Here is a 14,723-nt window from a genome sequence, read left to right as displayed (position 1 = left end):
GCAAAAAATCATCGGCCACAAAAAACCCGCCTCTCGGCGGGTTTTTCATCAACGCAGTTTAACGCTCAGTCTTAGTTGACCTTGGCGTTCAACTCACCTTTCAGGTAACGCTGATACATCGCTTCCAGCGAGATCGGTTTGATCTTCGAAGCATTGCCGGCAGTGCCGAACGCTTCATAACGAGCGATACATACGTCGCGCATCGCCGTTACGGTCGCGCCGAAGAATTTACGTGGGTCGAATTCGCTCGGGTTGGTAGCCATCAGGCGACGCATGGCGCCGGTGGATGCCAGACGCAGGTCGGTGTCGATGTTGACCTTGCGCACGCCGTGCTTGATGCCTTCGACGATTTCTTCAACCGGTACGCCGTAGGTTTCTTTGATGTCGCCGCCGTACTGGTTGATGATCGCCAGCCACTCTTGTGGCACCGAGGACGAACCGTGCATCACCAAGTGGGTGTTCGGGATGCGTTTGTGGATTTCCTTGATGCGGTCGATCGCCAGCACGTCGCCGGTAGGTGGCTTGGTGAACTTGTAAGCGCCGTGGCTGGTGCCGATGGCGATGGCAAGGGCATCAACTTGAGTGCATTTTACGAAGTCAGCGGCTTCTTCCGGGTCGGTCAGCATCTGGCTGTGATCCAGAACGCCTTCGGCGCCGATACCGTCTTCTTCACCGGCCATGCCGGTTTCCAGTGAACCCAGGCAGCCCAGCTCGCCTTCAACCGAAACGCCGCAGGCGTGAGCCATGGCTACGGTTTGTTGGGTAACGCGGACGTTGTAGTCGTAGTCGGTCGGGGTCTTGCCGTCTTCGCCGAGGGAGCCGTCCATCATTACCGAGCTGAAGCCCAGCTGGATCGAACGCTGGCAGACGTCAGGGCTGGTGCCGTGGTCCTGGTGCATGCACACCGGGATGTGCGGGAATTCTTCGATCGCCGCCAGGATCAGGTGACGCAGGAATGGCGCGCCAGCGTATTTACGGGCGCCGGCCGAAGCCTGGACGATCACCGGGGAGTCAGTCTTGTCAGCGGCTTCCATGATGGCGCGCATCTGCTCAAGGTTGTTGACGTTGAAGGCTGGAACGCCGTAGCCGAACTCGGCTGCGTGGTCCAGCATCTGGCGCATGCTGATAAGTGCCATTGTGTGTGTCTCTCCCGGTTGAGGGTCGTTAATCGTGCCAGCCTGCCGGAGCGGCGGCGGCTATTCAAGTGATTGCAGATCGGGGGTCGAAGCCCGGTCTGGTGATTCGATAAAGCAAATTCTGAAACCTGCACAGTCCCCTAGAATGGATCTGTGGTGTGTCTATTACTCAGCCTTGCAACCACGGCCGATCAGGTCATTGGTGGCGACCCAGTACACCAGGCCTTCCTCACCCTTGACGTGAAACGCCAGCATGTCGTCGCTGTACAGCACGCCCGACGCGCCCGGCTGTTCTTTCAGGCGATAGACCTGATCGCCGCCGCCGAGGCGGACATCGACTTCCTTGCGGGCAGCGTCGGTATAACGCCACAGCACTTTGGCCTGGCTGTCACAGGTCCAGGTGGTCCAGTTATCCACAGGTGCGGACGACTGAAACAGGTTCATCTGCGCGCAACCGCCCAACAATGCCAGCGCCGCAATGGCGATCAAGCCTTTCATCCGTGTTCCTCGACTGACGACACACGCCGCCAGCCCTGAGTTAAAGAGTCAGACCCGTCAAGGACAACCATGTTCCTTGGCCGGAGTTTGCGTCTCGTACTTGTCCAGGCCATCCGGGCCTGAACGCTTGTTCAGTACCGGGTTGGTTTCCGCCTGCCAGTCAGACTGGTAGCAGTTTTTCTGCGCGGCGCCGGGGGCCGGTGTCGGCTCGGCCTTCGGGTTACTCCCGCAGGCCGCCAGCGTACCGGTCAGCAACAACAGTGCTAACGACTTGACCATATGAACACTCCTTTGCCTGGCCAAACGGGCGGCCTCAGGCCTTGGCCCGGCTTTCCAGGACTTCAACGGCTGGCAGCACTTTACCTTCGACGAATTCGAGGAACGCGCCACCACCGGTGGAAATGTAGGAGATTTGCTCGGACACGCCATATTTATCGATGGCGGCCAGAGTGTCGCCACCGCCGGCAATCGAGAATGCCGAGCTGTCGGCGATAGCCTTGGCCAGCACCTTGGTGCCGTTACCGAACTGGTCGAACTCGAACACGCCGACCGGACCGTTCCACAGAATGGTCTTCGACGATTTCAGCAGTTCAGCGAAGTTCGCTGCGGTCTGCGGGCCGATGTCCAGAATCATGTCATCGGCTGCCACATCAGCGATCAGCTTGACGGTGGCTTCAGCGGTTTCGGCGAACTCCTTGGCAACAACCACATCCACTGGCAGCGGCACGCTGACCTTGGCGGCGATGGCGCGAGCGGTGTCCAGCAGATCCGGCTCGTACAGCGACTTGCCGACCGGGTGACCGGCAGCGGCGAGGAAAGTGTTGGCAATGCCGCCACCAACGATCAGTTGATCGCAGATCTGGCTCAGGCTGTTCAGCACGTCGAGTTTGGTCGACACCTTGGAGCCGGCAACGATGGCAGCCATCGGTTGCGCCGGAGCGCCCAGGGCTTTGCCCAATGCGTCCAGTTCAGCGGCGAGCAGCGGGCCAGCAGCAGCGACTTTGGCGAACTTGGCCACGCCGTGGGTCGAACCTTCGGCGCGGTGAGCGGTGCCGAAAGCGTCCATCACAAACACGTCGCACAGGGCGGCGTATTGCTGGGCCAGTTCGTCAGCGTTCTTTTTCTCGCCCTTGTTGAAGCGCACGTTTTCGAACAGCACGATGTCGCCGGCCTTGACGTCAACGCCGCCCAGGTAATCGGCCACCAGCGGCACTTCACGACCCAGAGCCTTGCTCAGGTAATCGGCGACTGGCTTGAGGCTGTTCTCGGCGGAGAACTCGCCTTCGGTCGGACGGCCAAGGTGCGAGCAAACCATGACGGCCGCACCTTTTTCCAGGGCCAGCTTGATGGTCGGCAGCGAAGCCAGGATACGCGCATCGCTGGTGACAACACCGTCCTTGACTGGGACGTTGAGGTCTTCGCGGATCAATACGCGCTTACCTTGCAGATCGAGGTCGGACATCTTCAACACGGTCATGGGTCGCACTTCCTACGGTTTTTTTGAAGTTGCTGTTTGCAGATAGTGTTCTGCAACGTCCAGCATTCGGTTGGCAAAACCCCATTCGTTGTCGAACCAGGCCAGGATGTTCACCAGTTTTGGGCCGGAAACACGGGTCTGACTGGCATCGACGATGGCCGAATGTGGGTCATGGTTGAAATCACAGCTAGCGTGCGGCAACTCGGTATAGGCCAGCAGGCCTTTGAGCGGGCCGCTGGTGGCAGCCTCACGCAGAATCCGGTTGACCTCATTGGCGTCGGTCGCCGTGGCGGTCTGCATCGTGATGTCGAGGCAGGACACGTTGACCGTCGGCACGCGTACGGCTTTGGCTTGAATTCGTCCGGCAAGTTCCGGCAGCAGGCGTTCGATACCGCGCGCCAGACCGGTGGACACCGGGATCACCGACTGAAACGCCGAACGGGTGCGGCGCAGGTCTTCGTGGTGATAGGCGTCGATTACCGGCTGATCGTTCATCGCCGAGTGAATCGTGGTGATCGACACGTAATCCAGGCCAATCGCCTTGTCCAGCAGGCGCAACAGCGGCACGCCGCAGTTGGTGGTGCAGGAGGCGTTGGAGACCAGCAGTTCGTCGCCGGTCAGGCAATCCTGATTGACGCCGTAGACGATGGTGGCGTCGACATCCGCCTCGCTGGCCATCGGCTGTGAGAACAGCACCCGTGGCGCGCCGGCGTCGAGAAACCGCTGGCCGTCTTCACGAGTGTTGTAGGCACCGGAACATTCCAGCACCAGATCGACGCCCAGCGACGCCCAATCGATGCCTTCGGGGGTGGCACTGCGCAGGACCTTCACGCAATCACCATTAATATGCAGACAATCGCCGTCAACACGCACTTCGCCGGGGAACCGGCCGTGGGTGGAGTCGAAGCGTGTCAGGTATTCGATGCTGGCCATGTCCGCCAGATCGTTGATCGCGACAATTTCAAACCCGGCTTTCTCGCCTCGCTCAAACAACGCACGCAAGACGCAACGACCAATCCGGCCGTAGCCGTTGAGTGCAACTTTGTAAGGACGCGGTTGAGGCATGGGGTTCTCGATTACCGTGGTGAATCAGGTAGTGCGATGTTGCCCGAACCATCGCTTTCGCGAGCAAGCTCGCTCCCACATGGGCAGTGCATAACCCTGTGGGAGCGAGCTTGCTCGCGAAGGCGTCAGCTCAGACGACATCTTTTCTGGATCAGTCTTCCAGCAGTTCTTCAGCCTGACCCAGGATGTTTTCCAGGGTGAAACCGAACTCTTCGAACAATGCCGAAGCCGGCGCCGACTCACCGTAGGTGGTCATGCCGATCACGCGACCTTCCAGGCCCACGTACTTGAACCAGAAGTCAGCGTGAGCCGCTTCAATGGCGATACGTGCGCTGACCTGCAACGGCAGAACGGCTTGCTTGTAGCCAGCTTCCTGAGCGTCGAAGGCGCTGGTGCACGGCATGGAAACCACACGCACCTTGCGACCTTGCTCGGTCAGTTTGTCGAAAGCCTGAACCGCCAGGCCCACTTCCGAACCGGTTGCGATCAGGATCAGCTCAGGCTCGCCCGCGCAGTCTTTCAGCACGTAACCACCACGGCTGATGTCGGCGATCTGGCCGGCATCACGTTCCTGGTGCTGCAGGTTCTGACGCGAGAAGATCAGCGCCGATGGGCCGTCCTTGCGCTCCAGAGCGTTTTTCCAGGCCACTGCCGATTCAACGGCATCGGCTGGGCGCCAGGTGTCGAGGTTCGGCGTGGTGCGCAGGCTGGTCAGTTGCTCGATCGGCTGGTGCGTCGGGCCGTCTTCGCCCAGACCGATGGAGTCGTGGGTGTAGACGTGGATCACGCGCTGCTTCATCAGTGCGGACATACGCACCGCGTTGCGCGCATATTCCATGAACATCAGGAAGGTCGCGCCGTAAGGCACCAGACCGCCGTGCAGAGCAACGCCGTTCATGATTGCGGTCATGCCGAATTCGCGCACGCCGTAGTACATGTAGTTGCCGCTGGCGTCTTCAGCGCTGACGCCTTTGCAACCTTTCCACAAGGTCAGGTTGGAACCGGCGAGGTCAGCCGAACCGCCGAGCAGTTCCGGCAGCATCGGGCCGAAAGCGTTCAGGGTGTTCTGGCTGGCTTTACGGCTGGCGATGGTTTCGCCCTTGGCAGCAACTTCAGCGATGTAGGCCGAGGCTTTTTCAGCGAAGTCAGCCGGCAACTCGCCGCTCAGACGACGGATCAGCTCGTTGGCTTCGGTCGGGAACGCAGCGGAGTAGGCAGCGAAACGCTGATCCCATTCGGCTTCAACAGCGCGACCGGATTCCTTGGCGTCCCATTCGGCATAGATGTCGGCCGGGATTTCGAACGGGCCGTAATTCCAGTTCAGTGCCTTGCGGGTCAGAGCGATTTCCGCGTCACCCAGCGGGGCGCCGTGGCAGTCTTCTTTGCCCTGCTTGTTCGGCGAACCGAAACCGATGGTGGTCTTGCAGCAGATCAGGGTCGGCAGCGGGCTCTTGCGAGCGGTCTCGATGGCGGTCTTGATCTCTTCCGGGTCGTGACCGTCAACGTTGCGGATCACTTGCCAGTTGTAGGCTTCAAAACGCTTCGGCGTGTCATCGGTGAACCAGCCTTCGACTTCGCCGTCGATGGAGATGCCGTTGTCATCGTAGAAAGCGATCAGCTTGCCCAGACCCAAAGTACCGGCCAGGGAAGCGACTTCGTGAGAAATGCCTTCCATCATGCAGCCATCACCCAGGAACACATAGGTGTGGTGGTCAACGATGTTGTGGCTTGGGCGGTTGAACTGTGCCGCCATGACTTTTTCTGCCAGAGCGAAACCCACAGCGTTGGCCAGGCCCTGACCCAGTGGACCGGTGGTGGTCTCGACGCCCGGGGTGTAGCCCAATTCCGGGTGACCCGGAGTGCGGCTGTGCAGTTGACGGAACTGCTTGAGGTCTTCGATCGACAGGTCGTAACCGGTCAGGTGCAGCAGCGAGTAGATCAACATCGAGCCGTGGCCGTTGGACAGCACGAAGCGGTCGCGGTCGGCAAACGATGGATTGCTCGGGTTGTGCTTGAGGTAGTCGCGCCAAAGCACTTCGGCGATATCCGCCATACCCATTGGGGCACCGGGATGGCCGCTGTTGGCTTTTTGCACGGCATCCATGCTGAGGGCACGAATGGCGTTGGCACGCTCACGACGGCTAGGCATCGCTGATCTCCTGGGAGTTGTGAAACAGAGTGAAAAATCGAAACGGAAAAAAGGCGAGCATTTTCCCTCACCGGGACGCCTCGGGGCAATGACAGATAGTCATCTGCCGGCGTTTTTCCAATGGATAACGACGGTTTCGACTGATGAAACCTTTCCGCTGTTCGTTTGTAGAGTTAACCAGCCAGTGAGAAGTGCCATTTATCGAGCAATATCAAAACTTTTTGATATTGGCCTTGCGATGCTTTCGAGCCGTCACTAGACTGCCAGCCCTATGAACTTACGTGTGCCTTCCATTCGCCATGACGACTGCGACGAGCTGGCGGCCCTGTGCAAGGCCGGCGGTGATCCGCTGCGGCTGAATGTATTGCGCGCACTGGCCAACGATTCGTTTGGCGTACTGGAACTGGCGCAGATTTTCGGTATCGGTCAGTCCGGCATGAGTCACCACCTTAAAGTGCTGGCCCAGGCCGACCTGGTGGCGACGCGCCGTGAAGGCAACGCGATTTTTTATCGTCGCGCCCTGCCCCACACCGAAATTCTCGGCGGCAAGCTGCACGCCGCATTGTTAGAAGAAGTCGACAATCTGACGCTGCCAGACGACGTCCAGGCGCGAATCGCCCAGGTACACGGGCAACGTGAGGCGGCCAGCCAGGACTTTTTCGCACGGGTGGCGGAGAAATTTCGCGCCCAGCAAGACCTGATTGCCGGCCTGCCGCAGTACCGCGAAAGCGTGCTGGCCCTGCTCGATAAACTGAACTTCAATGGTGCTGCCACGGCCATCGAAGTCGGCCCCGGCGACGGCGCTTTTCTGCCGGAACTGGCGCGCCGCTTCGCCACCGTGACCGCGCTGGACAACAGCCCGGCGATGCTCGAACTGGCACGTCAGGTTTGCGAACGTGAACGGCTGATTAACGTCAGCCTGCAATTGGCCGATGCACTGAACGGCACAAGCCTTCAGGCCGATTGCGTGGTGCTGAACATGGTCTTGCACCATTTCGCCGCGCCGGCCGATGCGCTCAAGCACATGGCCGACCTGCTGCAACCGGGCGGTAGTCTGCTCGTGACAGAGTTATGTAGCCACAACCAGAGTTGGGCCAGGGAGGCCTGCGGTGATCTGTGGTTGGGGTTTGAACAGGACGATTTGGCCCGTTGGGCCACCGCTGCGGGACTCGTTCCCGGGGAAAGCCTCTATGTAGGCTTACGTAATGGTTTCCAGATCCAGGTTCGCCACTTTCAGCGACCGACTGGCGACACTCACCATCGGTAAATTCAGGAAAACATCGAGATGAGCGAATACTCCCTCTTCACCTCCGAGTCCGTGTCTGAAGGACATCCGGACAAAATCGCCGACCAGATTTCCGATGCGGTGCTGGACGCCATCATTGCTGAAGACAAGTTCGCCCGCGTGGCGTGCGAAACCCTGGTGAAAACCGGCGTGGCAATCATCGCTGGCGAAGTCACCACTTCGGCCTGGGTTGACCTGGAGCAGATCGTTCGTGACGTGATCACCGACATCGGCTACACCAGCTCCGACGTCGGCTTCGACGGCGCGACCTGCGGCGTGATGAACATCATCGGCAAGCAGTCCCCTGACATCAACCAGGGTGTTGACCGTGCCAAGCCTGAAGATCAGGGCGCCGGCGACCAGGGCCTGATGTTCGGCTACGCCAGCAACGAAACCGACGTGCTGATGCCAGCACCGATCACCTTCTCGCACCAGCTGGTGCAGCGCCAGGCCGAAGCCCGTAAATCCGGCCTGCTGCCTTGGCTGCGTCCAGACGCCAAGTCCCAGGTGACTTGCCGTTACGAAAACGGCAAGGTTGTCGGTATCGACGCCGTGGTGCTGTCGACCCAGCACAACCCTGAAGTGTCGTACAACGACCTGCGCGAAGGCGTGATGGAGCTGATCGTCAAGCACGTGCTGCCTGCCGAACTGCTGACCAAAGACACCCAGTTCCACATCAACCCGACCGGCCAGTTCATCATTGGCGGCCCGGTAGGTGACTGCGGTCTGACCGGTCGCAAGATCATCGTCGACAGCTACGGCGGCATGGCCCGTCACGGCGGCGGCGCGTTCTCCGGCAAAGATCCATCGAAGGTTGACCGTTCGGCTGCCTACGCTGGCCGTTATGTTGCCAAGAACATCGTTGCTGCCGGCCTGGCCGAGCGCTGCGAGATTCAGGTTTCCTACGCGATCGGTGTGGCCCAGCCTACTTCGATCTCGCTGAACACCTTCGGCACCGGCAAGATCAGCGACGACAAAATCGTCAAACTGGTACGTGAAGTGTTCGACCTGCGTCCATACGCAATCACCACCATGCTTGATCTGCTGCACCCGATGTACAAAGAAACTGCAGCTTACGGCCACTTCGGTCGTACTCCGCAGACCAAGACTGTGGGCGACGATACTTTCACCACGTTCACCTGGGAAAAAACCGACCGCGCCGACGCTTTGCGTACTGCTGCTGGCCTGTAAGACTCCCCGGCGACACAAAAAGCCCCGCACGGTTAGCGCCGTGCGGGGCTTTTTCACGTCTGGGAAACACCTCGCAAAACACCTTCCAGCCCACCCCGGAATTCTGACCTAGCCTGCAAGCATCACCCCTGAGCAAGGACGCTCACGATGCTGCGTTTGTTGTCAGTTCTACTATTAAGCCTCACCAGCCTGATCAGCCATGCCAACTGTCCAGACTGGTCTCCTTTTCAGGCAAAGCGTGAAATCACCGCCCTGCAAAACCAGATCAACCAATGGGACGATGCCTATCACCGCGAGGGCCGCTCCCTGATCGCCGATGAACTCTACGATCAGTCCCGAACACGCCTGATCGAATGGCGTCAGTGTTTCAATCTGCCATCGGCATCCGAACCGTTGCGCACGGCAGCAGGCCCTATCGCACACCCCATCGCCCATACCGGCCTGGAAAAAATCCACGACGCAGCAGCCGTCGAAGCGTGGCTTCGAACCCGCGAGGATATCTGGGCCCAGCCCAAAGTAGACGGCGTTGCGGTGACGCTGATTTATCGCGGCGGTTTGTTGCAGCAGGCGATCAGTCGCGGTGACGGAATCAAGGGACAGGACTGGAGCGCATCGGTAAAAAAGATCGGCGCCATCCCTCAACGGCTGACGCAACCGCTGGACTTGCTGGTGCAGGGCGAACTCTATTGGCGCTTGAACGAGCATGTTCAGGCCCGCTCAGGCAGCGTCAACGCCCGCGCCACCATCGCCGGACTGATGGGGCGCAAAACCCTGAATGCCGAACAAGCCGCAGGCATCGGGTTATTCGTCTGGGACTGGCCGGAAGGCCCGGACAATCTGCCTGAACGGATTTCGACCCTGACGATGCTGGGCTTCGCTTCGACTGAAGCCTACAGCCACCCCGTCAGCAATCTTGCAGACGCGCAGCAGCGGCGCGATCACTGGTATCGCTCGCCACTGCCCTTCGCCAGCGATGGAATTGTTCTGCGCCAAAACCAAAGACCGGTAGCCGAGCGCTGGCAGGCGCGCCCACCTTACTGGGCCATTGCCTGGAAATACCCGTTTGCCCAGGCATTGGCCGACGTACGCAGCATCAACTTCAAGATCGGTCGCACCGGGCGCATTACCCCGGTGCTGGAGTTGGCACCGGTCACGCTCGATGACCGGCAGATCAAGCGTGTCAGCGTCAGTTCGATAAAGCGCTGGCAGGAAATGGACATCCGCCCCGGTGATCAAGTCGCGATCAGCCTCGCGGGCCTGACCATCCCGCGCCTTGATAGCGTCGTATTGCGCACGACTGAACGTGCAGACATGAACATCCCGAACGCCAGTGACTTCCATGCCTTGAGTTGCTGGCAACCAACGCCAGACTGCAAAAGCCAGTTTCTCGCCCGCCTGACCTGGCTTGGCGGCAAGCAAGGGCTGGCAATGCCACATGTCGGGCGCGGTACCTGGGAGAAACTTCTGGAAACAGGCCGCCTGAACAACCTGCTGGATTGGTTGACCCTCGATGAGCCAGAGCTTGCTAACATTGCTGGCTTCGGCGAGCGCAGCAGCGCCCGCCTGATTCACAGTTTTCACAGCGTCCGCCAACGGCCATTTGCTCAATGGTTGAAAGCGCTGGGCTTGCCGCCCACAGGTCAGGCAATACTCAGCGATTCGTGGCAGACGCTGGTACAACGCGACACCGAACAATGGCAGGCAGAAGCCGGTATCGGCCCGGGCCGCGCGGCGCAATTGAGCGCATTCTTCCGCGACCCGCAGGTGCTGGCCCTGAGTGAAACCTTACGTGCCGCCGGAATCGACGGTTTCTGAATACGCAATCCCCGGCAGCCGGGAACCCAAGGGCCGCCAAGCGCTCCAACAGCGCAGTGCCCCACCGACCCGATTGCCTTTGCACATGGAGCTTTTATGAAATTTCTCGCACCACTTGCCCTGCTGACTCTTTGTGGCGTCCTGGCCGCTCCGGTGATGGCCGACGAAGACGCCCCGGGACTGACCGGCTGCGCAGCCAAGAAGCAGGGCATCATCAACCAGATCGAACAAGCCAAGTCGCGCGGCAACGCCGATCAGCAGGCAGGTCTGGAAGCAGCGCTGGACGCGGTCAACAAGAATTGCACCGACGCCGGCCTGAAAAAGGAACGCGAGAACAAGGTCCTCGACGCCAAGCACGAAGTGAGCAAGCGCCAGGCTGATCTCGACAAAGCCATGAAGAAAGGCGATGCCGACAAGATCAACAAGCGTAAGGACAAGCTCGCCGAGTCGCGCAAGGAACTGCAGGACGCGCTGGATGAAATCGACAAGTAAGCCACTGATTGTTTGAGATCAAAGGCTTTCCTGTGGCGAGGGAGCTTGCTCCCGCTCGGCGGCGCAGCCGTCGCAAAACCAGTTGACCGGAATTACCTGAAACAAATCGGTTGAATGGTTTTGGGGCTGCTTCGCAACCCAGCGGGAGCAAGCTCCCTCGCCACAGTTACTCAGTCACAGACACTCAGTGGTCGCGAAACTCTTTATGGCAGGCACTGCAGGCATCTTCGACTTTCTGCACCGCAGGCCCCAGGTTGCTGGCCTTGTAAGGCTGAACCTTGCTGGCGATCACCAATTCACCGGTGGCCGCTTCAAGATTGCGGGCCATTTCCTGAAAACGTGCCTGTCGCGACCAGACAGCGTCCTTGGCGCTGGTGTGATCTTCTTCGCGCACCTGCGGGAAATGCTTCCACGGCTCATGCGACAGAGCATCGAGTTTCACCGCACCCTCGGCGAATTTCGGCCCGTCGAACGGAATGCGTCCGCGCAACATGCCGCCTAGGTCTTCACCGGTCTTGAGCATTTGTTTGAAGATCGCCTTGCGTTGACCCAAAGGGGAATTCGGATCGACACCGCCGCAGGCGGACAAGGTCAGACAGGCCAGCAATACAACAGAAATTCTTTTAAGAGTCATGGTGGCTTCAGGTCACGGAATTCGGCGGCCAGTATCCTCGCGTCACCGGAAAACACCAATAGCCCTATTAAAAATACGGGTTGCTTGAGCGCATGGAGCACTTCGGCAACCGACACAGGAATTACTCCATGAACAGCCGCTTCAAGGCCTGGCACCATCCACTGCTCGCAACCCTGCCGTTGCTGGCGATTCTCGCCGGCTGCACCGGTGGCGACAGCGCCAAGCCGAAAACCCACGCATTGGCGACTTATTCCAGCGCAACGTGGGAAGCTCTGCCGGCAGTTTCCGACAGCGATCTGGTGGCCGGTTTCGGCTCATGGCGCAGCGCCTGCACCCGACTCAAGGCTGATCAGATCTGGGGCGGCACCTGCGCGGCAGCGGCCAATGTGCCGCAGAGCGCCAACGAGATCCGCGCCTTTCTAAAGCAGAACCTTGATGTCTTTGGCCTGCGCGCCGAAAACGACAACCCGAGCGGTCTGATCACCGGTTACTACGAACCGGTCTATCCAGGCAGCCTGACGCCAACTGAAACCGCGAACGTTCCGGTTTACGGCGTGCCGGAAGACATGATCATTGTCTCGCTCGACAGCATTTATCCCGAGCTGAAAGGCAAGCGCCTGCGCGGACGCCTTGAAGGTCGGGTGCTCAAACCTTATGACGACGCAGCGACCATTGAGTCCAAAGGGATAAAAGCGCCGGTGGTTGCCTACCTCACCGACCCGATGAACCTGCAATTCCTGCAAATTCAGGGTTCCGGGCGAATCCAGACGAAAGACGGAAAACAACTGCGGATCGCCTATGCCGACCAGAACGGCCACCCATATCGACCAATCGGTCGCTGGCTGGTGGAACAGGGCGAGCTGAAAAAAGAAGACGTGACCATGGGCGCGATCAGCAACTGGGCCAAGGCCAATCCGGCGCGCATCCCGGAACTGCTGGGCAGCAATCCGAGCTACGTATTCTTCACCCGTAACCCGGACAGCAACGAAGGCCCGCGCGGCTCACTGAACGTGCCGCTGACCGCTGGTTATAGCGCAGCGGTGGATCGCAAGGTGATTCCGTTGGGCAGCCTGTTGTGGCTGTCGACCACTCGCCCGGATGGCACCGCTTTGGTTCGCCCGGTAGCGGCGCAGGACACTGGCGGCGCGATTGCTGGTGAAGTTCGCGCGGATCTGTTCTGGGGCACTGGCGATGCAGCCGGGCAACTGGCCGGGGACATGAAGCAGCAGGGACAAATCTGGATGCTCTGGCCTAAAGGCGCAGCGCTGCCGCAAGTGCCGCAGGTGGCGGATGCAGTAAAGACTACCCCTTGAGATCAGCTTCGGTAGTCAGATAGCTATCGCGGGCAAGCCCGCTCCCACAGGTTTCGAAGGTGAGCACAAATTATGTGTAAGCCAAGAACCCTGTGGGAGCGGGCTTGCCCGCGAAGAGGCCAGCCGCAACACCCGTGAATCAGGCTGACACCACAAAGAAACTGATGATCAACCCCATCCCGACAAACCACACCAGCGAACGCGCAACCGCCCAGTCCGCCAGATAGCAAATGATGTAGAGCAGGCGACTGGTGATAAACAGCACCGCCAGCACATTGACCGTCACCAACTGCGCGGTTCCTACCAGGTGCGCGACAAGCACCGCCGCCGCAAATGCCGGCATCACTTCAAAACTGTTCAGTTGCGCCGCATGCGCCCGTCGAGCCAGACCGTTCAGGCTTTCCAGAAAATCCCGAGGATCATGGTTGTCACTCAGCCGGTAACCACCCACAGCCTTGGCCACGCCCGTACACACATACGGCAAAAAGATCGCGATCAACACACACCACAGAGCCACCGTCATAACGCCATCCTTTTTTCGAGTTATAGAATTCGCGGGCCGTCAGAACTTCATTATCAGTATGCCGATCAACACCAGCCCACAGGCTAAGAGCCGTGGCCTGCCAAAAGGTTCTTTCAGGTAACGCATGCCGAACAGCACCACCAGAATCACGCTGATCTCGCGCAATGCCGCCGCTTCGGCAATCGAGCCCAGTTGCATCGCCCACAGCACCAGAGCGTAGCTGAACAACACGCAGAACCCGACCGCCAGCCCCAGACGCCATTGCTCACGCCAGAACTGCAGGAACGCCGGGCGTTTGGCGACCCATGCCAGCAACGGAAACGGCCAGGCGCTGAGCAGCGTGACCCAGACCAGGTAATCCAGCGGATGCGACCAGCGCCGCAAGGCCTGACCATCGATGTAGGTGTAACAGCCGATGCACAGCCCGATCAGCGCCACCACCGGCAGCATCGTCCATGGCAAATGCTTTCCGCCGCCGCCCTGCCAAAGCAGGCAAGCCATGCCGAACGGGATCAGCATGATGCCGAAGATCTGCTGCGTGGTGAGCACTTCGCCGGCGAAGATCAAGGTCAGCGCCAGCACCACCAGTGGCGAGAGTCCGCGCATCAGCGGATAGACGAGCCCCAGATCGCCAACCCGGTAAGCCTGAATCAGCAAATAGCGATACAGCAGTTCGAACGCCGCTGAAGCCAGAATCCACGGCCAGATTTCCACGGGTGGCAAGTTCACGAACGGCAGTGCGACGGCGACAAACAGCAGCGCCACGGTGTCCATGCACGCCACCACCAGCAGCCGTTCGGCGCTGAACTTGATCAAGGTATTCCACGCCGCATGCAACAGCGCCGCCACCAGTACCAACCCCGTTGCAAGCACGACCCACTCCTTATTATTTTTCACACGTCTGATGTTGACGGTGCCGCAGGCTGAAACTCTTTGATGTTCAAAAAACAAAGAGTACCGCCAAGACTACCTACCGAGATCCAGAACATTCAATCTCTGCAACGCCGAGGCGTGGCTGTGGTCAATGTAGGCGCCCACTCACCTGTGGCGAGGGAGATCATGTGTCCTTAGCTTGAGCCAGCCCATCAAACCCTTGCGCCCAAACATCGGTGCACTCTTTTCACTCACCATCCAAAGGACCCCGG

Annotated in this window: 14 protein-coding genes; 5 read left to right on the top strand and 9 right to left on the bottom strand. The window is 59.6% G+C overall.

What is annotated here, in order from left to right; all coding sequences use genetic code 11:
- Positions 1 to 71: 71 nt before the first annotated feature.
- The 6 genes from fba to tkt form a co-directional block, all read right to left on the bottom strand.
- Entirely contained in the window at positions 72 to 1,136 is a 1,065-nt protein-coding gene (gene fba, locus ACTWLJ_RS09215; protein WP_445180620.1) for a class II fructose-bisphosphate aldolase, read from the bottom strand.
- Positions 1,137 to 1,301: 165 nt separating this feature from the next.
- A complete protein-coding gene (locus tag ACTWLJ_RS09210) occupies positions 1,302 to 1,634 on the bottom strand; it encodes an MliC family protein (protein WP_445180619.1) in 333 nt (110 codons plus the stop codon).
- A 57-nt stretch (positions 1,635 to 1,691) separates the two neighbouring features.
- Positions 1,692 to 1,913, bottom strand: a complete 222-nt coding sequence (locus tag ACTWLJ_RS09205; RefSeq protein WP_401213747.1) for a hypothetical protein — start codon at positions 1,911 to 1,913, stop codon at positions 1,692 to 1,694.
- Between the two features lie 34 nt (positions 1,914 to 1,947).
- A complete protein-coding gene (locus ACTWLJ_RS09200) occupies positions 1,948 to 3,111 on the bottom strand; it encodes a phosphoglycerate kinase (protein WP_401213745.1) in 1,164 nt (387 codons plus the stop codon).
- Between the two features lie 12 nt (positions 3,112 to 3,123).
- A complete protein-coding gene (epd, locus tag ACTWLJ_RS09195; protein WP_401213743.1) occupies positions 3,124 to 4,176 on the bottom strand; it encodes an erythrose-4-phosphate dehydrogenase in 1,053 nt (350 codons plus the stop codon).
- Positions 4,177 to 4,327: 151 nt separating this feature from the next.
- Positions 4,328 to 6,325 carry a transketolase gene (tkt, locus tag ACTWLJ_RS09190; RefSeq protein WP_445180618.1) on the bottom strand — a complete coding sequence of 666 codons (1,998 nt, stop codon included), beginning with the start codon at positions 6,323 to 6,325 and terminating at the stop codon, positions 4,328 to 4,330.
- Between the two features lie 271 nt (positions 6,326 to 6,596).
- Between tkt and ACTWLJ_RS09185 the strand changes: the two genes are divergently transcribed.
- From ACTWLJ_RS09185 to ACTWLJ_RS09170, 4 genes are all read left to right on the top strand, one after another.
- The gene (locus ACTWLJ_RS09185; RefSeq protein WP_445180617.1) at positions 6,597 to 7,592 is read left to right on the top strand and encodes an ArsR/SmtB family transcription factor; all 996 of its coding nucleotides are present in this window, start codon (positions 6,597 to 6,599) and stop codon (positions 7,590 to 7,592) included.
- Between the two features lie 18 nt (positions 7,593 to 7,610).
- Complete coding sequence (gene metK / locus ACTWLJ_RS09180; RefSeq protein WP_445180616.1) at positions 7,611 to 8,801, top strand: methionine adenosyltransferase; 1,191 nt, start codon at positions 7,611 to 7,613, stop codon at positions 8,799 to 8,801.
- A gap of 147 nt (positions 8,802 to 8,948) precedes the next feature.
- Entirely contained in the window at positions 8,949 to 10,616 is a 1,668-nt protein-coding gene (gene ligB, locus ACTWLJ_RS09175; RefSeq protein WP_445180615.1) for an NAD-dependent DNA ligase LigB, read from the top strand.
- A gap of 96 nt (positions 10,617 to 10,712) precedes the next feature.
- Positions 10,713 to 11,108, top strand: coding sequence for a DUF1090 domain-containing protein (locus tag ACTWLJ_RS09170; protein ID WP_445180614.1), 396 nt, complete (start codon positions 10,713 to 10,715; stop codon positions 11,106 to 11,108).
- A gap of 184 nt (positions 11,109 to 11,292) precedes the next feature.
- Here ACTWLJ_RS09170 and ACTWLJ_RS09165 read toward each other — a convergent pair whose 3' ends face one another.
- On the bottom strand, positions 11,293 to 11,742 hold the full coding sequence (locus tag ACTWLJ_RS09165) for a c-type cytochrome (protein WP_401213726.1): 450 nt from the start codon (positions 11,740 to 11,742) through the stop codon (positions 11,293 to 11,295).
- Positions 11,743 to 11,870: 128 nt separating this feature from the next.
- Here ACTWLJ_RS09165 and mltA point away from each other — a divergent pair, with 128 nt between their 5' ends.
- Entirely contained in the window at positions 11,871 to 13,055 is a 1,185-nt protein-coding gene (mltA, locus tag ACTWLJ_RS09160; RefSeq protein ID WP_445180613.1) for a murein transglycosylase A, read from the top strand.
- Between the two features lie 139 nt (positions 13,056 to 13,194).
- On the opposite strand, the gene ACTWLJ_RS09155 is transcribed toward mltA, so the two are convergent.
- Both ACTWLJ_RS09155 and ACTWLJ_RS09150 read right to left on the bottom strand, forming a co-directional pair.
- Positions 13,195 to 13,578, bottom strand: a complete 384-nt coding sequence (locus tag ACTWLJ_RS09155; protein ID WP_445180612.1) for an MAPEG family protein — start codon at positions 13,576 to 13,578, stop codon at positions 13,195 to 13,197.
- A 39-nt stretch (positions 13,579 to 13,617) separates the two neighbouring features.
- Complete coding sequence (locus tag ACTWLJ_RS09150) at positions 13,618 to 14,451, bottom strand: EamA family transporter (protein ID WP_401213719.1); 834 nt, start codon at positions 14,449 to 14,451, stop codon at positions 13,618 to 13,620.
- Positions 14,452 to 14,723 lie beyond the last annotated feature (272 nt).

Source organism: Pseudomonas sp. McL0111 (assembly GCF_052567255.1).
This window is presented reverse-complemented; position numbering and strand designations above follow the sequence as displayed.